Consider the following 22,738-nt stretch of genomic DNA (forward strand, 5'->3'; position numbering starts at 1 on the left):
CGACCCCTTACGGAGCGCGCAATGCAGACTTTGTTTCCGCAGATCAAACCCCACGCCCGGCACGATCTGGCTGTCGATGACACCCACACGCTGTACGTCGATGAAAGCGGCTCGCCGGAAGGATTGCCGGTTGTATTCATCCACGGTGGCCCCGGCGCCGGCTGCGACGCCCAGAGCCGACGCTATTTCGATCCGAATCTGTATCGCATCGTCACCTTCGACCAGCGCGGCTGCGGTCGCTCCACCCCGCACGCCAGCCTGGAAAACAACACCACCTGGGATCTGGTCGAAGACCTTGAGCGCATCCGCAAACACCTGGGCATTGAAAAATGGGTGCTGTTCGGCGGCTCCTGGGGTTCGACCCTGGCGCTGGCCTACGCGCAAACCCACCCGGAGCGCGTGCACGGTCTGATTCTGCGCGGGATTTTCCTCTGCCGTCCGCAGGAAATCGAATGGTTCTATCAGGCCGGCGCCAGCCGTCTATTCCCGGATTACTGGCAGGACTACATCGCGCCGATCCCGCTGGACGAGCGCGACGACCTGCTCAGTGCTTTCCACAAACGCCTGACCGGCAACGATCAGATCGCCCAGATGCATGCAGCGAAGGCGTGGTCGACCTGGGAAGGGCGCACCGCGACCCTGCGCCCGAACCCGCTGGTGGTCGATCGTTTCTCCGAGCCGCAGCGCGCACTGTCGATTGCGCGGATCGAATGCCACTACTTCACCAACAACGCCTTCCTTGAGCCGAACCAACTGATCCGCGACATGGGCAAGATCGCTCATCTGCCCGGCGTGATCATTCACGGTCGCTACGACGTGATCTGCCCGCTCGACAATGCCTGGGAATTGCACCAGGCCTGGCCGAACAGCGAATTGCAGGTGATCCGCGACGCCGGCCACGCCGCGTCCGAGCCAGGCATCACCGATGCGCTGGTGCGCGCGGCGAGCAAAATGGCCCAGCGCCTGCTCGACTTGCCACTCGAAGAAGCATGAAGGCGCTGTTACAGCGCGTACGCGGCGCGCGGGTTGAAGTCACTGGGGAGATTGTCGGCGCAATCGATCAGGGTTTGCTCGTGCTGGTCGCGGTAGAACCCGACGATACGCGTACCAGCGCCGACAAACTTCTGCATAAGCTGCTTAACTATCGAGTATTCAGTGACGCCGAGGGCAAGATGAATCTGTCCCTGGCGGATGTGGGTGGCGGGTTGCTGCTGGTCTCTCAGTTCACACTTGCCGCCGACACCAAAAGCGGCCTGCGCCCGAGCTTTTCCACGGCCGCACCGCCGGCACTGGGTGAGGAATTGTTCGACTATTTATTGAGCCAGGCGAAACAGGTGCATGGCACTGTGGCATCAGGTAGATTCGGCGCCGATATGCAGGTGCACCTGGTCAACGATGGCCCGGTTACCTTTTTGTTACAGACCTGACAGTGCCTGAAACACCTTTTTCGGAAATTTCGACTGTTTTTAGGCTGTTTTTCGCGATAAATACTTTGTTACCCCTGATGCGTTGTCATCCGGGCTACTAGATAATCGCGCGCTGCGGGGATCGACATTCGTTGATCCGTTTTGACTTAGGTAGAGACTTGTCTGGATCCGATTGGGGAATCATTTTGCCCCGGCGGAGTCGGAACAATGCTCGCCAACCTGGCATAAAGATAGCTGGCCGTTGGTTTATTGATCTGTTTTCGGCGAGGGTTGCTCGTGATTGTTAGTCCCTGTAATGCAGCAAAAATGTCTGCCAAACGCATGCGAAGTGCTCTGGTAGCGGGTTCGGCGCTCCTGTGCCTGCTCAGCGCCGGTCAGCTTTGGGCGTTCAATCTTGACGACGTATCGGCCAAGGCCAAAGAGCTGGCCGGGCAGAAGTTCGAAGCCCCGCGCAGCAACCTGCCGAACGAATTCCGCGAAATGAAGTTCGCGGACTACCAGAAGATCCGCTTCCTCACCGAAAAGGCTGAGTGGGCCGATCAGAAGACGCCGTTCAAGCTCTCCTTCTATCACCAGGGTATGCACTTCGATACACCGGTGAAAATCAACGAAATCACCACCAATACCGTCTCGGAGATCAAATACGATCCGAGCCGCTTCGATTTCGGCGATCTGAAATTCGATCCGAAAGCCACCGAGCAACTGGGTTATGCCGGTTTCCGTGTGCTGTACCCGATCAACAAGGCCGACAAGCAAGACGAGATCATGACCATGCTCGGCGCGAGCTACTTCCGCGTCGTCGGCAAGGGCCACACCTACGGTCTGTCGGCCCGTGGTCTGGCGATCGATACCGCGCTGCCGTCGGGTGAAGAGTTCCCGCGTTTCCGCGAGTTCTGGATTCAGCAGCCCAAGCCGGGCGACAAGCACCTGGTGATCTTTGCTCTGCTCGACTCGCCGCGTGCCACTGGTGCCTACCGTTTGATCCTGCGTCCGGGCAGCGACACCATCGTCGACGTCAAGGCGCAGATGTTCCTGCGTGACAAGGTCGGCAAACTGGGCATCGCGCCGCTGACCAGCATGTTCCTGTTCGGCGCCAACCAGCCGTCGAAAGTCCTCAACTACCGTCGTGAACTGCACGACTCCAGCGGTCTGTCGATCCATGCCGGCAACGGCGAGTGGATCTGGCGCCCACTGAACAACCCGAAACACCTGGCCGTGAGCAACTTCAGCGTCGAGAACCCGCGTGGTTTCGGTCTGCTGCAGCGTGGCCGCGATTTCAGCCACTACGAAGACCTCGACGACCGCTACGACAAGCGCCCAAGCGCCTGGATCGAGCCGAAGGGCGAGTGGGGCAAAGGCACTGTCGATCTGGTAGAGATTCCGACCGCTGACGAAACCAACGACAACATCGTTGCGTTCTGGAGCCCGGAAAAAATGCCGGAGCCAGGCCAGCCGCTGGACTTCGCCTACCGCATGCACTGGACCATGGACGAAGCAGCGATCCACGCACCCGACAGCGCCTGGGTGGCGCAGACCCTGCGTTCGACCGGTGACGTCAAGCAATCGAACCTGATCCGTCAGCCCGATGGCAGCGTGGCCTATCTGGTCGACTTCGAAGGCCCGTCGCTGGCGGCCCTGACGCCGGATGCCGACGTGCGCAGTCAGGTCAGCGTCGGTGACAACGCCGAACTGGTCGAGAACAGCGTGCGCTACAACCCGGAAACCAAGGGCTGGCGCCTGACCCTGCGGATGAAGATCAAGGATCCGAGCAAAGCGACCGAGATGCGCGCTGCCCTGGTTCAGCCGGTGGTCACCGCAGATCTGGGCAAATCGGTGCCGGCGTCCAATTCGTCGGTCGCCAAGGCCGACAAGGTGGCCGCCAAGCAACAGGAAAAACTCGACAAGGAAGCCAAGGCCGCCGAAGCCAAACAGGCTGAAGCCAAGCCTGCAGCCGACGCCAAGGACAAGGCCAACAAAGACGCCAAGCAGCCAGTCGCTGCCGACGCGGCCCCAGCCACACCGGAATCGGCGCCGACTGAAGAAGTCCTGACCGAGACCTGGAGCTATCAGTTGCCTGCCGATGAGTAATTCACCAGTACAGCCAGAGACTCTGTCCGAGTATTTGGCGCATCTGCCGATGACCGACGAGCAACGCGCGGAACTCGCGGGTTGCCAGTCGTTCAGCGAGCTGCATGAACGCCTGTCGTCCTCGACATTCGACGCCCCTGCCGAAGCCGCCCAGGCTTCGGTGGGCAAGCGTCTGACCCTGAGCACTGCCGAAGAACTGGCTGAAGCGGAGATGCTGGTGCTCGATGCCAGTGGTCGGGTCAGCCTCAAGGCGACCCCGCCAATCCGCCGCACCAAGGTCGTGCCGGAACCATGGCGCACCAATATTCTGGTGCGTGGCTGGCGCCGTCTGACCGGGCGCACCAACCCGCCGCAGCCGCCGAAGGACGCCAACGTCCTGCCGGCCGCGCGCTGGCGCACGGTCGGCTCGATCCGTCGCTACATTCTGTTGCTGCTGATGCTCGGCCAGACCATCGTTGCCGGCTGGTACATGAAAGGCATCATGCCGTACCAGGGCTGGTCGTTCGTCGATCTGGAAGAAGTCCTGCATCAGCCGCTGCTGCAAACCGCCACGCAAGTGCTGCCGTATGCGCTGCAAACCAGCATCCTGATTCTGTTCGGGATTCTGTTCTGCTGGGTATCGGCCGGTTTCTGGACCGCACTGATGGGCTTCCTCGAGTTGCTCACTGGCCACGATAAATACCGTATCTCCGGGAAAAGCGCGGGTAACGAGCCGATTCCGAAAGATGCGCGTACTGCGCTGGTGATGCCGATCTGCAACGAAGACGTGCCGCGTGTATTCGCCGGTCTACGCGCGACGTTCGAATCGGTAGCGGCCACCGGTGATCTGGATCGCTTCGACTTCTTCGTCCTCAGTGACAGTAACGACACCGATATCTGCGTCGCCGAGCAACAGGCCTGGCTGGATGTCTGCCGCGAGGCCAAGGGCTTCGGCAAGATCTTCTATCGCCGTCGTCGCCGTCGTGTGAAGCGCAAGAGCGGCAACCTCGACGACTTCTGCCGTCGTTGGGGCGGTGACTACAAGTACATGGTCGTGCTCGATGCCGACTCGGTGATGAGCGGCGAGTGCCTGACCAGTCTGGTGCGCTTGATGGAAGCCACGCCGGACGCCGGGATCATCCAGACCGCGCCGCGTGCGTCGGGCATGGACACTCTGTATGCGCGCATGCAGCAGTTCGCCACCCGCGTCTATGGCCCGCTGTTTACCGCCGGCCTGCACTTCTGGCAGTTGGGTGAGTCCCACTACTGGGGTCACAACGCGATCATCCGCATGAAGCCGTTCATCGACCACTGCGCCTTGGCGCCGTTGCCGGGTAAAGGTGCATTCTCCGGTGCGATCCTGTCCCACGACTTCGTTGAAGCCGCGCTGATGCGCCGTGCCGGTTGGGGCGTGTGGATTGCCTACGACCTGCCGGGCAGCTACGAAGAACTGCCGCCGAACCTGCTCGACGAACTCAAGCGTGACCGTCGCTGGTGCCACGGCAACCTGATGAACTTCCGTCTGTTTCTGGTCAAAGGCATGCACCCGGTGCACCGTGCGGTGTTCCTCACCGGCGTGATGTCGTACCTGTCGGCGCCGTTGTGGTTCTTCTTCCTGGTGCTGTCGACCGCGCTGCTGGCGGTGAACACGCTGATGGAGCCGCAGTACTTCCTCGAACCGCGCCAGCTCTATCCGCTGTGGCCACAATGGCACCCGGACAAGGCCATCGCGCTGTTCTCGACGACCATCGTGCTGCTGTTCCTGCCGAAGCTGTTGAGCATCATCCTGATCTGGGCCAAGGGCGCGAAAGAGTTCGGCGGCAAGTTCAAGGTGACCCTGTCGATGCTCCTGGAGATGCTGTTCTCCATGCTGCTGGCGCCGGTGCGGATGATTTTCCACACCCGCTTCGTCCTCGCCGCGTTCCTCGGTTGGGCCGCGACCTGGAACTCGCCGCAGCGTGACGACGACTCGACGCCATGGAGCGAAGCGGTCAAGCGCCACGGTCCGCAGACGTTGCTGGGCTTCTTGTGGGCGCTGCTGGTGATCTGGCTGAACCCGAGCTTCCTCTGGTGGCTGGTGCCGATCGTCGGTTCGCTGATGCTGTCGATCCCGGTCTCGGTGATCTCCAGCCGTGTCGGCCTTGGTCTGAAGACCCGTGACGAGAGCCTGTTCCTCATCCCTGAGGAATACAATCCGCCACAGGCCTTGCTGGCAACCGATCAGTACACCCACGAAAACCGCTATCACGCCCTCAACGACGGCTTCGTCCGCGCCGTGGTCGATCCTCAGCAGAACGCCTTGGCGTGCTCGCTGGCGACCTCGCGTCACGGCCAGGCCGAGCCGATCGAGTGGCTGCGTCAGGAACGTGTGCGCCACGCGATCAAGGTCGGCCCGGCCGGGCTGAACAACCATGATCGTCTGCAACTGCTCAGCGACCCTGTTGCACTGGCACGTTTGCACGAGCAGGTCTGGGCCGAAGGGCTTGCCGAGTGGCTGGATGCTTGGCGCGCTTCGGTGAAAGCCGATCCGCATGCGCCGTTGCTGCCGCTGCGACCGGTGAGTTTGCAGGCTCAGCCGGCCTGATAAGAGAACCCCGCTGATTCAGCGGGGTTTTTTTATGTCCGCTGTTGAGCTGCGAACAAACACCGATCAAACCTAAAACCAGTGCATAGCATCCGTCGCCAAATTGGCGCGCCCGTTACCTACGACGCGCAGACCGCGCCGCTGCCTTCGCGAGCAGGCTCGCTCCCACCTTGGAATGCGTGTCCCTGTGGGAGCGAGCCTGCTCGCGAATGGCATCACCTCGGTTACAGGCGAATCGGGGTTGTGCATCAACTCAGACTTTAAAGCGGCCTACCAGCATCTGCAGATGCGTGCCCAACCGCGCCAGTTCAACGCTGGACGCAGCGGTCTCTTCACTCGCCGCCGAGGTCTGATCCGACACATCGCGCACGTTCAGCACGCTGCGGTTGATCTCTTCGGCCACGGCGCTCTGCTGCTCGGCAGCGGCGGCGATCTGCTGGTTCATCGCCTGGATCGCCGAGACGGTGCGGGTGATGCTCTCCAGTGAGCCACCGGCACGCCGGGTCAGTTCGACGCTGCTGTCGGTGAGGCTGCGGCTGTTGTCCATGATCGTCGCCACTTGCTGAGTGCCGTTTTGCAGGCCGACGATCAGCTCTTCGATCTCTTCGGTGGACTTCTGGGTGCGCTGGGCGAGGCTGCGCACTTCGTCGGCAACCACGGCGAAACCACGTCCGGCTTCCCCGGCACGGGCCGCTTCGATGGCAGCGTTGAGGGCCAACAGGTTGGTTTGTTGGGCGACAGACTTGATCACGTCGAGGACGCTGCCGATCTTGTCGCTTTCACGCTTGAGCTCGCCCATGGCTTCAGTGGAGTGACCCACCTCGATTGCCAGACGCTCGATCTGCGCGATGGCTTCGCCGACGACCTTGTCGCCTTCACGGGCCTGTTGGTCAGCGGCGACAGCGGCCTCTGAGGCTTCTTCAGCATTGCGTGCGACTTCCTGCACGGTGGCGGCCATTTCGTTCATGGCGGTGGCGACCTGATCGGTCTCCACCTTCTGATTGTTGACCCCGGCGCTGGTCTGCTCGGTCACCGCCGAAAGTTCTTCAGCGGCGCTGGCGATCTGCGTGACGCCGTCGCTGATGCCACCGATCAACTCGCGCAGGCCTTGGGTCATGCTTTGCATCGAGCGCTGCAATTGCCCGAGCTCATCGCGACGCAGGGAAACCAGGTTGTGGGTCAGGTCACCGGCGGCCACGCGCTCGGCCACTTTCAGAGTCTGGGTCAGCGGAATGATGATTTGTCGGGTGATCGCCCAAGCGGCAATCAGACCGAAGGCCAGCGCCAGCGCAGTGGCGATCAGCAGCATGTTCTTGGCATGGGCGGCATCGGTGTCGCGCACCACGGTTTGCGATTCGGTGAGCTTCTTGCTGGCCGCGATCAGGATGTCGCCCTGAGCCGACATGTTGGCCAGTGCGGCGGCGTTCTTGACCTGCGAATCACGGAACTGAGCGACAGCGGCGCGGTAAGCCTTGAGCGAATCGGTGGCTTGCTGCAGGTTGGCGATGTGCTGCTCTGGCACGCGGGTCGGCAGGCTTTCGAGGTTCTTCAAGGCGTTGTCGATGGCGGTCAGCGCCGGTTGCTCGGCATCGGCCTTGCCGCTGTAGGTGTAACCGCGCACCTGATAGCGCGCCTGCTGCAACAGTTTGCTCAGCTCGATGACAGCGTTGTACTGCGCAACGCTGTCGCCTTGCAGCATCGCACTTTCGACTTCGCCGACCTTGGCCACAGCATTGTCAGCGTTGGCGCCAAGCTTGCTGCGCGCATCTTCACGGTGCACGGTGGCCTGGGTCATTTCGCCGAAAGCGCGTTTGTATTCGGCAACCGCAGCAAGCTGTTGATCGACCATTGCCACATCCGACGGCTGCTCGATCATGCCGCGTGCCGACTGCAAACCGCTTTCGAGTTTGCTGAGCAATTCATTGACCGCGCCCGGACCCTGTTCACCACGACGCATGTCGTAGTCCATGCGCGCCAGGCGCAGGTCTTTGGTCAGCTCATTGAGGCTGGAAATGAAGCCGAGCTTGTCGCCACGGCTGATGATGCCGCTCATGCCGGTCCAGCCGGTGAACGTGATCAACAGCGTCAGCAACAGCACCAGGCCGAAACCGATGCCCAGCTTGCGTTTGACGCTGACGTTTCCAAGACTCTCGGCTAACCAACGGTACATGCGACCACTCCCTTCGGACCACTTAATTGGACTTATAGGGGTTGTATCGGCTGGGTGGTGGCAATCTGTAACGCCACTTGTCTGCGACTGTAGGGGCTTGTAGGAGCTGACGAGTGCAACGAGGCTGCGATCCTTTGATCTTGCTTTTAAAAACAAGATCAAAAGATCGCAGCCTTCGGCAGCTCCTACACAGGATCGGTGTCGCGCTAGAACAGGCGTGCGAGCAGGGCGGTGACGGCGGTTTCGACGCGCAGGATGCGCTCGCCCAATTGCACCGGTTGCAGGCCGGATTTGGCCAGCAGATCGATTTCGTAGGGAATCCAGCCACCCTCGGGGCCAATGGCCAGGGTCACCGGTTCGTTCAGGGCGCGCGGGCAGGGCGGGAAGTGGCCGGGGTGGCCGACCAGGCCGAGGGTGCCCGCGCTGATCGCCGGCAGCCGATCCTCAACGAAAGGCTTGAAGCGCTTTTCGATGACGATCTCCGGCAATACCGTATCGCGAGCCTGTTCGAGCCCGAGGATCAACTGCTCACGAATCGCTTCCGGCTCCAGAAACGGCGTCTGCCAGAAGCTTTTCTCCACGCGATAACTGTTGACCAGAATCACCTTGGCCACACCCATGGTCGCGACGGTCTGGAACACGCGGCGCAGCATTTTCGGCCGGGGCAGGGCCAGCACCAGGGTCAGCGGCAGCTTGGCCGGCGGTGGCTGATCAAGGCTGACACGCAACTCTGCTTCGCCCGCTTCCAGACGCAGCAGCTCAGCCGAACCCATCAGTCCGTTGATGCGCCCGACGCGCAGGCTGTCACCGACTTCGGAGCGATGCACTTCCTGCATGTGGGTCAGGCGCCGGTCGCGCAGGATCACGCGGTCGGCCGCAATGAAGTCGGCCTCTTCGAGCAGCAGCAGGTTCATGCCTGGGTCGCTGGCGGCTGGTCGTTGTGGTCATCGGCCGGGGTTTCGTCCGGGCGTTCGCGCTTGCTGACCAGCGCGCCGAAGAGGATGCCGATCTCGAACAGCATCCACATCGGCACAGCCAGCAGGGTCTGCGAGAAGATGTCCGGCGGGGTGAGGATCATGCCGACCACGAAGCAGCCGATGATCACGTAAGGGCGGATCTTCTTCAGGTATTTGACGTCGACCACGCCGATCCACACCAGCAGGACCACGGCCACCGGGATTTCGAACGCCACGCCGAAGGCGAAGAACAGCGTCATGACGAAATCGAGGTAGCTGGCGATGTCGGTCATCATTTCCACGCCGGCCGGGGTGGCAGCGGCGAAGAATTTGAAGATCAATGGAAAGACGAAGTAATAGGCGAACGCCATGCCGATGTAGAACAGCAGGATGCTGGAGATCAGCAGCGGTACCGCGACGCGTTTTTCATGCTTGTACAGGCCCGGAGCGATAAAGCCCCAGATCTGATGCAGGATCACCGGAATCGCAAGAAACAGCGAAACCATCATCGTCAGTTTCAGCGGCGTCAGGAACGGCGACGACACGTCTGTGGCGATCATCGTCGCGCCGACCGGCAGGTACTGGCGCAGCGGCGTCGAGACGAAGGTGTAGATCTGCTGGGTGAACGCGAACAGCCCGGCAAAGATGATGAAGATCGCCGCCACGCAACGCAGCAGGCGGGTGCGCAACTCGGTGAGGTGCGATACCAGCGGCATGTGCTGGTCGTTTTCCGGAAGATCGCTCATGGGGCTCGCGGCGGCAGTGTAGGGTCTTGAGGCGCTGGTGTAGTCGGCGCGGCGGAGGGCGCTACGTGTTCAACCGATGTGTCTGTGGTAACCGGCGCCGGTCCTGGCGGTGTTACAACAGGTGCAGGAGTCGGAGCGGCAGCGCTGTGAATCGTCTGCTCGCCCACAGGCTCGACCGGCGTCGGCTCCTGCTGGTTCGGATTGAAGATCTTCCGCGCCTCTTGCTCCAGCGACAGAATATGTTCGTTGTGCAGTTGCCGACGGATCTCGTCGGCACCGATTTCACGTTCAACTTCCTGTTTGATCGCGTTGAAGCTGCGCTTCAGGCGGCCGACCCACAGACCGGCGGTGCGCGCCGCGCCCGGCAGACGCTCGGGGCCGAGCACCAGCAGGGCGACGAGGCCGACGAGCAGCAGTTCAGAGAAGCTGATACCAAACATTAGTCAGTGCTCACACGTCTTTGCGGATCGGCTCTTCGACTTTTTGCGCCTGCACGTCGATGGTGTGCGGCGGGTTGGCCTGAGCGGTGGTTTGCGGCTGCACCGGTGGCACTGGCTGGGCCGGCGGGGTCACGCTCGGCTCGGCCGGTTTTTCGTCGTCGTTCATGGCTTTGCGAAAGCCCTTGATCGATTCGCCAACGTCGGTGCCGAGGTTTTTCAGTTTTTTGGTACCGAACACCAGCACCACGACAATCAGAATGACGACCCAGTGTTTCCAGTCAAAAATGCCCATGTGGCGATTCCTCTCTAAAAGTTGTTCAGGCGGACGGACGCGAGGCTTTCTCGACGTGTCCGGACAAGCCGAAGCGACGGTCCAGTTCATCCAGCACGGCCTGCGGATGCTGCCCCAGTTGGGCGAGCATGACCATGCTGTGGAACCACAGGTCGGCGGTCTCGTAGATCACATCACTGCAATCGCCGCTGATCGCGGCATCCTTGGCGGCAATAATGGTTTCGACCGACTCTTCGCCGACTTTCTCCAGAATCTTGTTCAGCCCCTTGTGATACAGGCTGGCGACATACGAACTGTCGGCGGCTGCGCCTTTGCGCTCTTCAAGTACCTGAGCGAGGCGGGTCAGGGTGTCACTCATGTGTGTGTCCTGCGGAATAGATAGCGTGCGGGTCTTTCAGTACCGGGTCGACCGTTTTCCAGTCGCCGTTTTCGAAGACCCGGTAAAAGCAACTTTGACGGCCGGTGTGGCAGGCGATGTCGCCGATCTGTTCAACCATCAGGATGATCACGTCGGCGTCACAGTCCAGACGCATTTCATGCAGGGTCTGCACATGGCCGGACTCTTCGCCCTTGCGCCACAGCTTGCCACGGGAACGTGACCAGTAGATTGCACGATTCTCCGCAGCGGTCAGTTCCAGCGCTTCGCGGTTCATCCAGGCCATCATCAATACGCGCCCGGTCTTGTGATCCTGGGCAATCGCCGGCACCAGGCCGTCAGCATCCCACTTGATCTCGTCCAGCCAGTTTTTCATCGTCAAATCTCGAAAAGCAGCAGCAAGCCATGAGCTTCGAGCTGCAAGTAAACGCACGTTGCGGCGTGCCTGTAGCGTCAAGCTTGAAGCTGGCAGCTTATAACTTGCAGCTCAATCGTGCTATCGGCGAACGACCAGATACAAACCGACCGCGATCATGATTCCGGCGGGCCAGTGCGCCCACTCGGTCAACGGACCACCCGCTGCGAGGATCGCGCCGCCGGCCAGATGCGCGCAGCCGAGCAGGCGCAGGAACCAGTCGTCCTTGCGTTTGTGCCACGGCGGCGGAGGGTCTTTGGCGTGGGGTTGCGACATGCGTTCGAGCAGATCGCGGGCCATGTTCGACAGGTGCGGAATCTGCTCCAGCTGGCTCTGCACGTTGCCCAGCAAGGCTTTCGGGCTGACGCGTTCGCGCATCCAGCGCTCGAGAAACGGCTGCGCGGTGTTCCACAGATCCAGATCCGGATACAACTGACGACCGAGGCCTTCGATGTTCAGCAAGGTCTTCTGCAACAGCACCAGTTGCGGCTGCACTTCCATGTTGAAGCGGCGTGCGGTCTGGAACAGGCGCATCAGCACCTGGCCAAATGAAATATCTTTTAACGGTTTTTCGAAGATCGGTTCGCACACCGTACGGATCGCCGCTTCGAATTCGTTGAGTTTGGTTTCCGCCGGCACCCAGCCCGAGTCGATGTGCAGTTGCGCCACACGACGGTAGTCACGCTTGAAGAAGGCGAACAGGTTGCGCGCCAGATAGTCCTGGTCTTCCGGGGTCAGGCTGCCGACGATGCCGCAGTCGATCGCGATGTATTGCGGGCTCCACGGATTGACGGTGCTGACGAAAATGTTGCCCGGGTGCATGTCGGCGTGGAAGAAGCTGTCGCGGAACACTTGAGTGAAGAAAATCTCCACGCCACGCTCGGCGAGCATTTTCATGTCGGTGCGCTGGTCAGCGAGGGTCGCCAGATCGGTGACCTGAATGCCGTAAATGCGCTCCATGACCAGCACTTTCGGCCGGCACCAGTCCCAATAGACTTGCGGTACATAAAGCAACTGCGAGCCTTCGAAGTTGCGGCGCAACTGGCTGGCGTTGGCCGCCTCGCGCAACAGATCGAGTTCGTCGTAAATGGTTTTTTCGTAGTCCTGCACCACATCGACCGGGTGCAGCAGGCGTGCATCAGCGGAGAACTTTTCCGCCGCGCGGGCGAGGATGAACAGCCACGCCAGGTCCTGCGCGATGATCGGTTTCAGGCCTGGGCGAATGACCTTGACCACGACTTCTTCGCCGCTTTTGAGCTGCGCCGCATGCACCTGCGCCACCGAGGCCGAGGCCAGCGGGGCGACGTCGAAACGGCTGAACACTTCGCTGATTTTCTTGCCCAGCTGTTCTTCGATCAGCTTGATTGACAGCTGCGAGTCGAACGGCGGCACGCGGTCCTGCAGCAGCATCAGCTCATCGGCGATGTCTTCGGGCAACAGGTCGCGGCGGGTCGAAAGAATCTGCCCGAACTTGATGAAGATCGGCCCCAGATCCTGCAACGCCAGACGCAAGCGCGCACCACGGTTGAGTTCCAGCGGCTTGCGCGGCAGCCAGCGCCACGGCAGCAAAAAGCGCACGGCCAGAAGGAACCAGGGCAGCGGCAGATCGAACAGCAGGTCATCGAGGCGGTAGCGGATCACGACGCGCTGGATGCGCAACAGACGGCGGACGGCAAGCAGCTTCATGCGTTATCGCTTGGGTCGAGGGATCGGGAAAGGCGCTCGAAACGCGCCTCGAGTCGTTCCAGATCAAGTTTGATCCGGTCCAGTTCGCTGAACCGCGCTTCGGCTTCACGCTGCCCGACAAGGGTGCGCGATTCTTCGGCGAGATATTCGGCAAGATTCTGGTTGAGGCTGGCAAATCCTTGTTGATACCAGCGTGCGCGGCTGCGCAGATGGCCACCGAGCAATTGCGTTGCGACCGGACCGAGCCAGCGCGAGAGTTCGTACTCCCAGTCCAGCTCGAGGTTTTGCAGCACGCCGGCCAGCTCCAGCAACACACCGCTGTCGCCATCGAGCTCGACTTCCGGAGCGTGCAGCACGGCGGTCTTGTCCTTGCTCAGGGCCAGTTTCAGCAGGCTTGAGGCCGGTGCACGCAACGTGCAATCGACGTCCGCTGCCCACTGCGCAGCGAGCATCAGGCCTTCGTCGCTGGGCAGGATGAACAGTTGCAGCGCCGGGCTGCGGCAGTCGACGGCAATCACTTTGCCGGTCAGATGCGCCAGGCGCGGCAGCGCCGTGCTGTCGAGACGCAGCACCCGATTGAGGCCGAGTTCGACGCTGGCGAGCAGCCCGGTGAGCAACATCAGGGTTTGATGCCGCGGTGCAGGGCGACGATGCCTGCGGTCATGTTGTGATAGGTCACGCGGTCGAAACCGGCCTCGACCATCATCGACTTCAGCGTTTCCTGATTCGGGTGCATGCGGATCGATTCGGCCAGGTAACGATAGCTTTCCGAATCGTTGGTGATCAGCTTGCCCATCAGCGGCATGAAGGCGAACGAGTAGGCGTCGTAGGCTTTGGACATCAGCGCGTTGGTCGGCTTGGAGAATTCCAGCACCAGCAGGCGGCCGCCAGGCTTGAGCACGCGCAGCATCGAACGCAACGCGTCCTCTTTGTGCGTCACGTTGCGCAGGCCGAAGGCGATGGTCACGCAGTCGAAATGGTTGTCCGGGAATGGCAGTTTTTCCGCGTCGGCCTGGACGAATTCGACGTTGCCGGCAACGCCCAGATCGAGCAGACGATCACGGCCGACCTTGAGCATCGACTCGTTGATGTCGGCCAGCACGACCTGGCCGGTCGGGCCGACGAGGTTCGAGAACTTGCGGGTCAGGTCGCCGGTGCCACCAGCGATGTCGAGTACGCGGTTGCCGCTGCGCACGCCGGAAAGCTCGATCGCGAAACGCTTCCACAGACGGTGCATGCCGCCCGACAGAAGGTCGTTCATCAGGTCGTATTTAGCGGCTACGGAATGGAAAACCTCAGCGACTTTTTCCGCTTTCTGGCTTTCCGGAACGTTTTTGAAGCCGAAGTGAGTGGTGGGTTCGGCATCGCTGCCTTTGCGCTGATCAGTCATATCGCTGTCACCAAAAGAGAATGCGCGACATTCTAATCCCCAAGCCATGCTTTGTCTTGGAATGGCTAAAGGTAAGATGGGCAACCTTCGGGACGATTTGCCGCAGATGCGGTCAAGATTCAACGTCAGCCATTCAATCATCAGGAGTCATTCCATGGCCAAAATCAGTGTTGAGCGCGCCCATACCCTGGGCAAGGACGCCGCCCGCGAAAAGGCCGACAAACTGGCCGCAAAGCTCAATGAACAATACGGCCTGGAGCCGCAATGGTCAGGCGACACCCTGAACCTCAAGCGCTCGGGCGTGAAAGGCGAGGTGCATGTGGCGGACGATTCGATCAGGGTCGACGTCGAACTGGGCCTGATGATGTCGGCCATGAGCGGCATGATCAAAGCCGAGATCGAGAAAGCCCTCGACAAAGCCCTGGCCTGATTTCCAGATTGAAATCCAGTCCCCTGTGGGAGCGAGCCTGCTCGCGAAAGCGGTGTATCAGTTGACTGAAATGTTGGCTGATATGACGCATTCGCGAGCAGGCTCGCTCCCACATTTGTTTTGTGATGCTCCCGCTGGTTAGGGTGCCCTTTCTAATTTTTCTCCCTACTTTGTGCCTGAGCCCGACACTCGTCCGGCAGTTCCTCAAACCTTCTGCGCGTGAGGTGCACCATGGCCAAAGTCATTTTGAAGAAAAAAATCGACGCTCCGACTTCTACCCTGAGCGACGTCAAATCCTATGCCCGCAAGATCTGGCTGGCAGGCCTGGGCGCCTACACCAAGGTCGGCCAAGAGGGCAGCGAGTACTTTCAAGAGCTCGTAGCCGCCGGTCAAACTGTTGAAAAGAAAGGCAAAAAAGCCGTCAGCGAAAAACTCCATGCGGCCAACGCCGAGATCGATGACGCGGCCACTCAGGTCAGCTCGTTCAAGGGTCGCGTTGAAGTTCAGCTCGACAAGGTCGAGAAGGCCTTCGACAACCGTGTGGCCAGCGCCTTGAATCGGATCGGCATTCCGTCTAAACATGACGTTGAGGCACTCTCTGCTAAGCTCGATGAGCTGACGGCATTGCTCGAACGCGTCGCGCGAAAATCTTAAGGAGAACGGGATGGCTGGCAAAAAGAACACCGATAAAGAAAGCAGCTCGTGGGTCGGGAAGGTCGAGTCCTACTCCCGCAAAATCTGGCTGGCTGGTTTAGGCGTGTACTCGAAGATCGACACTGACGGCAGCAAACTCTTCGATGCATTGGTCAAAGACGGCGAGAAAGCCGAGAAGCTCACCAAGACTGCCGTCGGCAAGAAAGTCGAGGACTCGACCTCCTCGGCCAAGTCGCGTATCAGCGGCGTGAAAGATCGCGCACTGGGCAAGTGGGACGAGCTGGAAGGGGCTTTCGACAAGCGCCTGAACAGCGCGATTTCGCGCCTGGGTGTGCCGAGCCGCAATGAGGTCAAGGCGCTCAACGCCAAGGTCGATACGCTGACAAAGCAGATCGAAAAACTCACCGGTCTGAAAGCGCAGCCTGTGGCGGCAAAAACCGCTGCGGCGAAACCTGCCAGTAAAACTGCAGCTGCCAAACCTGCGGCGAAAACCGCAGCCAAGCCACTGACCAAAGCGGCAGCAAAACCGGCTGCGAAAGCTGCGACCAAAACTGCGGCCGCCAAGCCCGCGGCCAAAGCGGCAGCCAAACCGGTTGCCGCCAAGGCCGCTGCCAAACCGGCAACCAAAGCGGCAGCAAAACCTGCGGCTAAAGCTGCAGCGAAACCAGCGGCCAAGCCAGCAGCGAAAACTGCTGCCGCCAAACCCGCTGCGAAGCCTGCGGCCAAGCCGGCTGCGGCGAAAAAGCCAGCAGTGAAAAAACCGGCCGCGCCGAAAGCCGCTGCGCCGAAACCGGCCGCCGCACCATCGACTGCTCCAACAGCTCCGGCCAACGCGGCAAACTCCGCTGCGGCACCTACGGCAGCCGCTACTCCGACTGCAGCATCGACACCGTCGACGCCATCCAGTCAGTCCTGATTTCAGGGCAAATCAAAAACGCCCGGCCTGTGAAGGTCGGGCGTTTTTGTTTGTGCATTCCAAGCGGCCCCTCACCCCAGCCCTCTCCCCAAGGAGAGGGAGCCGACCGAGGTGTCCTGCGTCATACGTCGACCTGAACAAATCGAGTCGATTATCGATTCAAAGAAGCTCGCTCAGGTCGGCGTAGCTCGCGAACATCCCCCAATCAGTCCCCTCTCCCTCCGGGAGAGGGTTAGGGTGAGGGGCTTTTCGGGTCAGTCGTGATCCTCAAGGTATTGCAGCGCCATCCGCTCTGTCGCCACCTTCACTGGCGGCAGCAAATGCGGCGCCACCAGCATCATGATCTGATAAACCACCAACCTGACCTCGCCCTCACGATCCAGAATCCGCTGGTAATCCAGCGAGAACAGCAGCGTCATGGTCACCTGCTCGACCAGTTGCCCCAGCGCCTGGGTGTCGCTGACCAGTTGCCCCGAAGCCTTCAATCGCGCCAGCAACGACGCCAGCGTGCGCTTCAGCGCATTGAGCAGATTGCGAATCCCCTTGGCCAGTTTCGGCAAGCGCCCGGCGAGGTTCGACAGGTCCTGGAACAGGAACCGGTACTGCGCCAGTCGCTCGACGATCAAATGCAGGAACAACCAGTAATCCTCCGGCGCGAGCTCCACGTCCGGCGGTGGGTCGAGCAGGGGCGCGAGCTCGTGCTGGAAGCGTTCGAACAGACCGAGAATCAGCGGTTCCTTGCCGTGGAAGTGGTAGTAGAGATTGCCCGGGCTGATCCCCATTTCGTTGGCCACCTCCATGGTGGAAACGTTCGGCTCACCCTTTTCGTTGAACAGTTGCAGCGCACATTCGAGAATCCGGTCGCGGGTTTTCATCCAGTCTTCTTAGAAAATTTCGGTTGAGCGTCAGCGCACATGCACATAGGTGCCGGGTGCCGCTTCCATCGGTGGATAGTTCGGGTTACCCAGTGTTGTGCGGGTCTCGTTAAGGGCGCCGGAGCGCTGCGCGACCCACTCCAGCCACTGCGGCCACCAGCTGCCGTCGACGTGTTTGGCATCGTAGTACCAGGCACGCGGGTCGCTGCTCAGCTTGGCGTTTTCGACGTAGGCAGCTTTCGGGTTGCTCGGCGGGTTGAGGATGCTCTGCACGTGGCCGCTGTTGGACAGCACGAAACGTCGCTCGCCACCGAGCAGCAGGGTCGAGCGATACACCGCGTCCCACGGCGTGATGTGGTCGTTCATGCCGGCGACGCTGAAGCTGTCGACATTGACCTTCTGCAGATCGATCGGCGTACCGCACACCTCGAGACCGCCCGCGTGGATCAGCGGGTTGTGCTTGAAGAAGTCCAGCAGATCGCCGTGCAGCGCCGCCGGCAGGCGGGTGTTGTCATTGTTCCAGTAGAGGATGTCGAAGGCTGGCGGCTCCTTGCCCAGCAGGTAGTTGTTGACGAAATAGCTCCAGATCAAATCGTTGGGGCGCATCCAGGCGAAGACCTTGGCCATGTCGCGACCGTCGAGCACGCCTCGCTGGTACGAGCGACGCTTGGCCGCTTCCAGTGTTTGTTCATCGGCGAACAGCGTGGCCGGGGTTTCGATCTGGCTGTCGAGCAGACTGACCAGATAGGTCGCGCTGGCGACCCGGCGTAGTTGCCGTTTGGCCTGCAAATGCCCTTGCAGGGCGGCGATGGTCAGGCCGCCGGCGCAGGCGCCCATCAGGTTCACTTCGCGGGCGCCGGTAATCGCCCGGCAGATGTTCATCGCTTCTTCGACCGCTTCGACGTAACTCGACAGGCCCCACTCGCGATGGCGCACATCAGGGTTGCGCCAGCTGATCATGAAGGTCTGCAGGCTGTTTTTCAGGGCGTACTGGACGAAGCTGTTCTGCGGGCTCAGATCGAAGATGTAGTACTTGTTGATTTGCGGCGGCACCACCAGCAAGGGCTTGGCGTACTGCTTTTCGCTCATCGATTTGTACTGGATCAACTCGAACATTTCATTGCGAAACACCACAGCCCCAGTGGTGGTCGCTACGGTTTTGCCGACCTCGAACGCCTGCTTGGTCACTTGCCGTGGCAGGCCGTCGTTGTGCAACAGATCATCGAACAGATGGCTCAGGCCACGCACCAGACTCTGCCCGCCGGAATTGAACAGCTCCTTGACCGCCAGCGGATTGAGCAGGGTGTTGGAGGGCGCCACGGCGTCATTGAGCAGAGTGAAAGCGAAGTGCGCACGGGCACGATCTTCAGGGCTCATGTCGCCTTCATCGATCCAGCTCTTGACCTGTTTCTGCCAGGCCAGATACGCCTGCAGGCTGCGCCGGTAGAACGGGTTTAGGCTCCAGGCCGGATCGGCGAAGCGGCTGTCTTGCGGATTGGTCGGGTGCAGGGTTTCGCCGAGCAGTACGCGGCCCAGCTGTCCGCCAAGCTTCAGCGCATGCTTTGCGCTGTGCAACGGATTGCGCAAGCCGTGGGCGGCGACGCTGCGCAGTGTCGACAGCAGATCCCTGCCACGCAGACCGGCGATCGCACTTTGGGCGTTGATAAACACGGCGGGGCTGGGCACCACGCCCGTCGCTGGTTTTTCGCGCATGACTCAACACTCCTTCGTCTTCAGGGCAAAAACACACTCACCGAACCAGAACACCATAGACGCTGTTACCGGTTGCTGCCTGCGCGGCGTCCTGCCGCGCGCTTGATTTGAAAAGTGCTGCATAAAGCAGGCCGCCGCGATCAGCCGCCGAGCGGGGTCGGATGCGGGTGCATGACTGCGCGCAGACGCTCCTCTTCGAGAAACATCATGATGATCGGCGCCACCGCTTCGGCGCGGGTAATCAGGAACAGATGGCCGTCATCGATGATGTGCAACTGGGCGTTGGGAATGCGCCAGGCGAGCATGCGCATGTTGATCAGCGGAATCAGCGGATCGTCATCGCCGGCCAGCACCAGCGTCGGCTGATGGATCTTGTGCAGCCAGTGGATGCTGGTCCAGCCGAGGCCGGCGAACAGTTGCCAGTAGTAACCGAGCTTGCCCGCCGAGCGCACTTTCGCCGCGTGGCTGGCAGCCAGCGTCGGATCGCGACGGAACGAGCCGCCGTAGATCATCGGTGCGATGCGGATCACATGGGATGGCTGAATGTAGCGGCGCGGGCTGGCCATCATCCACAGCACTTTCGGTTTGCCAGGGACCATCACCGCACCGGCCGCGGTCGCCGCCAGTACCAGTTTCTTGCAGCGCTCGGGATAGTCGTAGGCAAACTGCTGCGCCAGGGCGCCGCCCCACGACACGCCGATCACATTGACCTGACCGTAGTCGAGATAGTCGAGCATCCGCGCCGTCAGTTTGGCCAGGCCGGGAAAGCGATACGGCCGGTTGGGCGTCGAGGAGCCGCCGACCCCGGGCACGTCGAAGGCGATCACTTCCAGATCCGGGTCGAGCGCCGCGACAAACGGGAACACCAGCTCCAGGTTGGCGCCGATGCCGTTGAAAATCAGCAGAGGCGTCAAATGAGGCTTGCCGGGACGCACCGCCGTGCGGAGGGTCTGTCCATCCAGATCGACGGTGCGGAATATGAACGGTTGCGGCATGCTTCAGGCCCTGTAGATTTCAAGTCCACCCGTATTCCTGTAGGAGCGGACCTTGTGGTGAGGGGATTTATCCCCGTTCGGCTGCGAAGCAGTCGTGAATCGAGTAGCCGCGGTGCGTCTGACAAATCACGGTTTCAGGATTCGGGGTCGCTTCGCAACCCAACGGGGATAAATCCCCTCGCCACAAGGCCCTCTCCCACAATGGGTGCTGTCAGTTACCGTTCGTGAACATAAGTGCCCGGCGAAGCCTCGCCTGCCGGGTACGCTTTGTTGCCCAATTTCGTCGGGGCCTTTTTCAGGTTGCCCGAGCGCTCGGCCAGCCATGCCTGCCAGTACAGCCACCAGGAATCGGTGTGCTTGGTCGAGTTTTCCTGCCAGTCATCGGCAGTCGCCGCCATCTCTTCGCTGGTCATGTAACGCGATTTCGGATTGCCCGGCGGGTTGAGGATGCTTTGGATATGGCCGCTGCTCGACAGCACGAATTCTACTTTTCCGCCGAACAGCTGCGCCGACTTGTAGCAGGACTTCCATGGCGTGATGTGATCGTTGGTGCCGGCCAGCGAGAAGATGTCGGCGGTGACCTGCTTGAGGTCGATCGGCGTGCCGCACACTTCCAGTGCATTGGGACGGATCAGTGGATTGTTTTTGAACATCTCGATCAGGTCGCCGTGGAACGCAGCGGGCAGGCGGGTGGTGTCGTTGTTCCAGAACAGGATGTCGAACACCGGCGGCTCGTTGCCGAGCAGGTAGTTGTTGACCCAGTAGTTCCAGATCAGATCGTTGGGGCGCATCCAGGCGAAGACCTTGGCCATGTCTTTGCCTTCGAGCACGCCGGCCTGGTAGGAGTGGCGCTTGGCGGTCTCCAGGGTCTGCTCATCGACGAACAGGGCGACGTCGCTGTCCAGGGTGGTGTCGAGCACGCTGACCAGCAGGGTGAGGGCGTTGACCTTGTTCTCGCCGAGCGCGGCGTAGTGGCCAAGCAGGGCGGTGCAGGTGATGCCGCCGGAGCAGGCGCCGAGCATGTTGACGTCTTTGCTGCCGGTGATCGCGGTGACCACATCGACGGCTTCTTTCAGCGCTTCGATGTAGGTAGACAGGCCCCATTCGCGCTGGGCCTTGGTCGGGTTGCGCCAGCTGATGATGAAGGTCGGCACATTGTTGCGCAGGCAGAAGCGCGCCAGACTCTTGTCCGGGCTCAAGTCGAAGACGTAGAACTTGTTGATCTGCGGCGGCACTACCAGCAGTGGGCGTTCGTGGACCTGCTCGGTGATCGGCCGGTACTGGATCAGCTCCAGCACATCATTGCGGAACACCACCGCGCCTTCGGTGACGCCGAGGCTCTTGCCGACTTCGAACGCGCCCATGTTGACCTGGCTCGGCATGCCGCCGTTGTGCACCAGATCCTTGGCCAGATGCGAGAGACCATCGAGCAGGCTTTTGCCGCCGGTTTCGAAGAAGCGTTTTACCGCCGCCGGGTTGGCCGCCGTGTTGGTCGGCGCCATGGCTTCGGTCATCAGGTTGATGACGAAATGCCCGCGAGCGATGTCCTTGGGGGACAGGCTGCTGTCATCGATCCAGGCATGCAGTTCCTTGCGCCAGGCCAGGTAGGTTTGCAGATAACGTTTGTACAGCGGGTTCTGGCTCCACGCCGGGTCGGCGAAACGGCGGTCATCACCGGCCGGTTGCAGCGCGGACTTACCCAGCAGCACGTTTTTCAGCTCGAGGCCGAAATGGGTCACGTGCCTGACGCTGTGAATCGGTTGTCGGATGGCCTGTTTCAGCACCATCCGAGCAGAGGCCAGCAGATCCTTTCCGCGCAGCCCGACGACGGGGTTAAGCCCCAGAGTGTTTTCCGAGGCTTGGTACTTCAGGTCATCGTTATTCTTGTCACTCATCTACGACGCTCCATTGTCCTGAGACGAGTACCCGGTTTCACGCTGTCGCTTCCACAGCCAATGCCGGGTACTACTGCTCGGGTGACCGTTGATTCTGCATAGCTGCTTTACAGTCGTAGAGCACTGCAGGGAACTTGCCAGCTCCATTGGTTACCCGAGTTTAATTTTTTTCGCAAGCGGCCGATCCGGGGCCATATGCGCGGAGCATTCAAACAGATGAAGTTAGAAAATGCCCTCTAAAGAGCGAGAGCCACGGCCTAGAGCAGCAGCTTGACGAACGACTCGTTCGGATCGCGGGATTTTCCGGCCGCGCGCAGCTCGGCAAGATAATCGTCCCAGAGTTCGTTCTGGCGCTTGCCGAGTTCATAGAGGTATTCCCAGGTGAACAGGCCGCTGTCATGACCGTCGTCGAAGGTCAGTTTCAGTGCGTAGTTGCCAGCCGGTTCCAGCTTGCTCAGACCCACGTTGAGCTTGCCGAATTGCAGGATCGGTTTGCCGTGGCCCTGGACCTCGGCAGAAGGGGAGTGCACGCGCAGGAACTCGGCGGGCAGGGTGAATTCCTCGCCGGACGCGTAAGTGAGCGTCAGGGTTTTCGAGGCTTTGTGCAGTTTGATGTCGGAGGGGATTCGATTCATGGGCTGGCGTCCGATGTGTGGGCGACCCTGATTCAAATGTGGGAGCGAGCCTGCTCGCGAAAGCGGCGGTTCAGAC

22 protein-coding genes and 1 pseudogene are annotated in these 22,738 nt (G+C 60.8%); 7 read left to right on the forward strand and 16 right to left on the reverse strand.

Features of this window, described 5'->3' with window-relative positions:
- Positions 1 to 21 precede the first annotated feature (21 nt).
- From pip to mdoH, 4 genes are all read left to right on the forward strand, one after another.
- Positions 22 to 993 carry a prolyl aminopeptidase gene (gene pip / locus ACZ9BE_RS26315; protein WP_056787286.1) on the forward strand — a complete coding sequence of 324 codons (972 nt, stop codon included), beginning with the start codon at positions 22 to 24 and terminating at the stop codon, positions 991 to 993.
- The gene (dtd, locus tag ACZ9BE_RS26320) at positions 990 to 1,427 is read left to right on the forward strand and encodes a D-aminoacyl-tRNA deacylase (RefSeq protein ID WP_236168190.1); all 438 of its coding nucleotides are present in this window, start codon (positions 990 to 992) and stop codon (positions 1,425 to 1,427) included. The genes pip and dtd overlap by 4 nt, the downstream gene beginning before the upstream one ends.
- 306 nt (positions 1,428 to 1,733) lie before the next feature.
- Positions 1,734 to 3,515: a glucan biosynthesis protein G gene (locus ACZ9BE_RS26325; RefSeq protein ID WP_256808455.1), complete on the forward strand. Its 1,782-nt coding sequence runs from the start codon at positions 1,734 to 1,736 to the stop codon at positions 3,513 to 3,515.
- Positions 3,508 to 6,078, forward strand: a complete 2,571-nt coding sequence (mdoH, locus tag ACZ9BE_RS26330) for a glucans biosynthesis glucosyltransferase MdoH (RefSeq protein WP_056787293.1) — start codon at positions 3,508 to 3,510, stop codon at positions 6,076 to 6,078. Before ACZ9BE_RS26325 ends, mdoH begins: the two co-directional genes overlap by 8 nt.
- 253 nt (positions 6,079 to 6,331) lie before the next feature.
- On the opposite strand, the gene ACZ9BE_RS26335 is transcribed toward mdoH, so the two are convergent.
- The 11 genes and pseudogenes from ACZ9BE_RS26335 to ubiE all read right to left on the reverse strand — a co-directional run bounded on the left by ACZ9BE_RS26335 (position 6,332) and on the right by ubiE (position 14,549).
- Positions 6,332 to 7,204 carry a methyl-accepting chemotaxis protein gene (locus ACZ9BE_RS26335; protein WP_370695128.1) on the reverse strand — a complete coding sequence of 291 codons (873 nt, stop codon included), beginning with the start codon at positions 7,202 to 7,204 and terminating at the stop codon, positions 6,332 to 6,334.
- Positions 7,187 to 8,248, reverse strand: a pseudogene (locus tag ACZ9BE_RS26340) (methyl-accepting chemotaxis protein); the annotation flags it as partial. The pseudogene ACZ9BE_RS26340 and the gene ACZ9BE_RS26335, both read right to left, overlap by 18 nt.
- A 206-nt stretch (positions 8,249 to 8,454) precedes the next feature.
- On the reverse strand, positions 8,455 to 9,162 hold the full coding sequence (locus tag ACZ9BE_RS26345) for a 16S rRNA (uracil(1498)-N(3))-methyltransferase (protein WP_041477553.1): 708 nt from the start codon (positions 9,160 to 9,162) through the stop codon (positions 8,455 to 8,457).
- Positions 9,159 to 9,950, reverse strand: coding sequence for a twin-arginine translocase subunit TatC (tatC, locus tag ACZ9BE_RS26350; RefSeq protein ID WP_016772075.1), 792 nt, complete (start codon positions 9,948 to 9,950; stop codon positions 9,159 to 9,161). Before tatC ends, ACZ9BE_RS26345 begins: the two co-directional genes overlap by 4 nt.
- Positions 9,947 to 10,390, reverse strand: coding sequence for a Sec-independent protein translocase protein TatB (gene tatB / locus ACZ9BE_RS26355; protein ID WP_095181038.1), 444 nt, complete (start codon positions 10,388 to 10,390; stop codon positions 9,947 to 9,949). Before tatB ends, tatC begins: the two co-directional genes overlap by 4 nt.
- 10 nt (positions 10,391 to 10,400) lie before the next feature.
- The gene (locus ACZ9BE_RS26360; RefSeq protein ID WP_016772073.1) at positions 10,401 to 10,682 is read right to left on the reverse strand and encodes a twin-arginine translocase TatA/TatE family subunit; all 282 of its coding nucleotides are present in this window, start codon (positions 10,680 to 10,682) and stop codon (positions 10,401 to 10,403) included.
- Between the two features lie 25 nt (positions 10,683 to 10,707).
- Positions 10,708 to 11,040, reverse strand: a complete 333-nt coding sequence (locus ACZ9BE_RS26365; RefSeq protein ID WP_003220849.1) for a phosphoribosyl-ATP diphosphatase — start codon at positions 11,038 to 11,040, stop codon at positions 10,708 to 10,710.
- Positions 11,033 to 11,434: a phosphoribosyl-AMP cyclohydrolase gene (gene hisI, locus ACZ9BE_RS26370; protein WP_007899278.1), complete on the reverse strand. Its 402-nt coding sequence runs from the start codon at positions 11,432 to 11,434 to the stop codon at positions 11,033 to 11,035. The genes ACZ9BE_RS26365 and hisI overlap by 8 nt, the downstream gene beginning before the upstream one ends.
- A gap of 120 nt (positions 11,435 to 11,554) precedes the next feature.
- Complete coding sequence (ubiB, locus tag ACZ9BE_RS26375; RefSeq protein WP_056787303.1) at positions 11,555 to 13,159, reverse strand: ubiquinone biosynthesis regulatory protein kinase UbiB; 1,605 nt, start codon at positions 13,157 to 13,159, stop codon at positions 11,555 to 11,557.
- Positions 13,156 to 13,779 carry a ubiquinone biosynthesis accessory factor UbiJ gene (locus ACZ9BE_RS26380; protein WP_095181037.1) on the reverse strand — a complete coding sequence of 208 codons (624 nt, stop codon included), beginning with the start codon at positions 13,777 to 13,779 and terminating at the stop codon, positions 13,156 to 13,158. The genes ubiB and ACZ9BE_RS26380 overlap by 4 nt, the downstream gene beginning before the upstream one ends.
- Positions 13,779 to 14,549: a bifunctional demethylmenaquinone methyltransferase/2-methoxy-6-polyprenyl-1,4-benzoquinol methylase UbiE gene (ubiE, locus tag ACZ9BE_RS26385; protein WP_016772069.1), complete on the reverse strand. Its 771-nt coding sequence runs from the start codon at positions 14,547 to 14,549 to the stop codon at positions 13,779 to 13,781. The genes ACZ9BE_RS26380 and ubiE overlap by 1 nt, the downstream gene beginning before the upstream one ends.
- 154 nt (positions 14,550 to 14,703) lie before the next feature.
- Between ubiE and ACZ9BE_RS26390 the strand changes: the two genes are divergently transcribed.
- The 3 genes from ACZ9BE_RS26390 (at position 14,704) to ACZ9BE_RS26400 (ending at position 16,549) form a co-directional block, all read left to right on the forward strand.
- Positions 14,704 to 14,979, forward strand: coding sequence for a polyhydroxyalkanoic acid system family protein (locus tag ACZ9BE_RS26390; protein ID WP_076565213.1), 276 nt, complete (start codon positions 14,704 to 14,706; stop codon positions 14,977 to 14,979).
- A 231-nt stretch (positions 14,980 to 15,210) separates the two neighbouring features.
- On the forward strand, positions 15,211 to 15,633 hold the full coding sequence (locus ACZ9BE_RS26395; RefSeq protein ID WP_076565216.1) for a phasin family protein: 423 nt from the start codon (positions 15,211 to 15,213) through the stop codon (positions 15,631 to 15,633).
- 10 nt (positions 15,634 to 15,643) lie between these two features.
- Positions 15,644 to 16,549 (forward strand): phasin family protein, encoded by a 906-nt coding sequence (locus ACZ9BE_RS26400; protein WP_476250107.1) that lies wholly within the window; start codon positions 15,644 to 15,646, stop codon positions 16,547 to 16,549.
- A 254-nt stretch (positions 16,550 to 16,803) separates the two neighbouring features.
- Here the strand turns inward: ACZ9BE_RS26400 and ACZ9BE_RS26405 are convergent, their stop codons facing one another.
- The 5 genes from ACZ9BE_RS26405 to ACZ9BE_RS26425 form a co-directional block, all read right to left on the reverse strand.
- Entirely contained in the window at positions 16,804 to 17,424 is a 621-nt protein-coding gene (locus ACZ9BE_RS26405; protein WP_024011259.1) for a TetR/AcrR family transcriptional regulator, read from the reverse strand.
- A 30-nt stretch (positions 17,425 to 17,454) separates the two neighbouring features.
- The gene (phaC, locus tag ACZ9BE_RS26410; RefSeq protein ID WP_056787316.1) at positions 17,455 to 19,137 is read right to left on the reverse strand and encodes a class II poly(R)-hydroxyalkanoic acid synthase; all 1,683 of its coding nucleotides are present in this window, start codon (positions 19,135 to 19,137) and stop codon (positions 17,455 to 17,457) included.
- A gap of 140 nt (positions 19,138 to 19,277) precedes the next feature.
- Positions 19,278 to 20,132: a poly(3-hydroxyalkanoate) depolymerase gene (phaZ, locus tag ACZ9BE_RS26415; RefSeq protein ID WP_423663839.1), complete on the reverse strand. Its 855-nt coding sequence runs from the start codon at positions 20,130 to 20,132 to the stop codon at positions 19,278 to 19,280.
- Positions 20,133 to 20,347: 215 nt separating this feature from the next.
- Positions 20,348 to 22,027, reverse strand: coding sequence for a class II poly(R)-hydroxyalkanoic acid synthase (gene phaC, locus ACZ9BE_RS26420; protein ID WP_041477559.1), 1,680 nt, complete (start codon positions 22,025 to 22,027; stop codon positions 20,348 to 20,350).
- A 257-nt stretch (positions 22,028 to 22,284) separates the two neighbouring features.
- Positions 22,285 to 22,662, reverse strand: coding sequence for a gamma-butyrobetaine hydroxylase family protein (locus tag ACZ9BE_RS26425; protein WP_476250108.1), 378 nt, complete (start codon positions 22,660 to 22,662; stop codon positions 22,285 to 22,287).
- Between the last annotated feature and the right edge of the window lie 76 nt (positions 22,663 to 22,738).

Source organism: Pseudomonas sp. TE9122 (genome assembly GCF_056278925.1).

What these genes read in the sequence shown, in the direction of transcription:
- hisI (WP_007899278.1), bottom strand. Translation starts at nt 11,434, where the DNA reads ATGAAAAACTGGCTGGACGAGATCAAGTGGGATGCTGACGGCCTGGTG.
- ACZ9BE_RS26365 (WP_003220849.1), bottom strand. Translation starts at nt 11,040, where the DNA reads ATGAGTGACACCCTGACCCGCCTCGCTCAGGTACTTGAAGAGCGCAAA.
- ubiE (WP_016772069.1), bottom strand. Translation starts at nt 14,549, where the DNA reads ATGACTGATCAGCGCAAAGGCAGCGATGCCGAACCCACCACTCACTTC.
- ACZ9BE_RS26395 (WP_076565216.1), top strand. Translation starts at nt 15,211, where the DNA reads ATGGCCAAAGTCATTTTGAAGAAAAAAATCGACGCTCCGACTTCTACC.
- ACZ9BE_RS26335 (WP_370695128.1), bottom strand. Translation starts at nt 7,204, where the DNA reads ATGCAAAGCATGACCCAAGGCCTGCGCGAGTTGATCGGTGGCATCAGC.
- phaZ (WP_423663839.1), bottom strand. Translation starts at nt 20,132, where the DNA reads ATGCCGCAACCGTTCATATTCCGCACCGTCGATCTGGATGGACAGACC.
- ACZ9BE_RS26360 (WP_016772073.1), bottom strand. Translation starts at nt 10,682, where the DNA reads ATGGGCATTTTTGACTGGAAACACTGGGTCGTCATTCTGATTGTCGTG.
- pip (WP_056787286.1), top strand. Translation starts at nt 22, where the DNA reads ATGCAGACTTTGTTTCCGCAGATCAAACCCCACGCCCGGCACGATCTG.
- tatC (WP_016772075.1), bottom strand. Translation starts at nt 9,950, where the DNA reads ATGAGCGATCTTCCGGAAAACGACCAGCACATGCCGCTGGTATCGCAC.
- dtd (WP_236168190.1), top strand. Translation starts at nt 990, where the DNA reads ATGAAGGCGCTGTTACAGCGCGTACGCGGCGCGCGGGTTGAAGTCACT.
- phaC (WP_041477559.1), bottom strand. Translation starts at nt 22,027, where the DNA reads ATGAGTGACAAGAATAACGATGACCTGAAGTACCAAGCCTCGGAAAAC.
- ACZ9BE_RS26425 (WP_476250108.1), bottom strand. Translation starts at nt 22,662, where the DNA reads ATGAATCGAATCCCCTCCGACATCAAACTGCACAAAGCCTCGAAAACC.
- mdoH (WP_056787293.1), top strand. Translation starts at nt 3,508, where the DNA reads ATGAGTAATTCACCAGTACAGCCAGAGACTCTGTCCGAGTATTTGGCG.
- ubiB (WP_056787303.1), bottom strand. Translation starts at nt 13,159, where the DNA reads ATGAAGCTGCTTGCCGTCCGCCGTCTGTTGCGCATCCAGCGCGTCGTG.
- tatB (WP_095181038.1), bottom strand. Translation starts at nt 10,390, where the DNA reads ATGTTTGGTATCAGCTTCTCTGAACTGCTGCTCGTCGGCCTCGTCGCC.
- ACZ9BE_RS26405 (WP_024011259.1), bottom strand. Translation starts at nt 17,424, where the DNA reads ATGAAAACCCGCGACCGGATTCTCGAATGTGCGCTGCAACTGTTCAAC.
- ACZ9BE_RS26390 (WP_076565213.1), top strand. Translation starts at nt 14,704, where the DNA reads ATGGCCAAAATCAGTGTTGAGCGCGCCCATACCCTGGGCAAGGACGCC.
- ACZ9BE_RS26345 (WP_041477553.1), bottom strand. Translation starts at nt 9,162, where the DNA reads ATGAACCTGCTGCTGCTCGAAGAGGCCGACTTCATTGCGGCCGACCGC.
- ACZ9BE_RS26400 (WP_476250107.1), top strand. Translation starts at nt 15,644, where the DNA reads ATGGCTGGCAAAAAGAACACCGATAAAGAAAGCAGCTCGTGGGTCGGG.
- phaC (WP_056787316.1), bottom strand. Translation starts at nt 19,137, where the DNA reads ATGCGCGAAAAACCAGCGACGGGCGTGGTGCCCAGCCCCGCCGTGTTT.
- ACZ9BE_RS26325 (WP_256808455.1), top strand. Translation starts at nt 1,734, where the DNA reads ATGTCTGCCAAACGCATGCGAAGTGCTCTGGTAGCGGGTTCGGCGCTC.
- ACZ9BE_RS26380 (WP_095181037.1), bottom strand. Translation starts at nt 13,779, where the DNA reads ATGTTGCTCACCGGGCTGCTCGCCAGCGTCGAACTCGGCCTCAATCGG.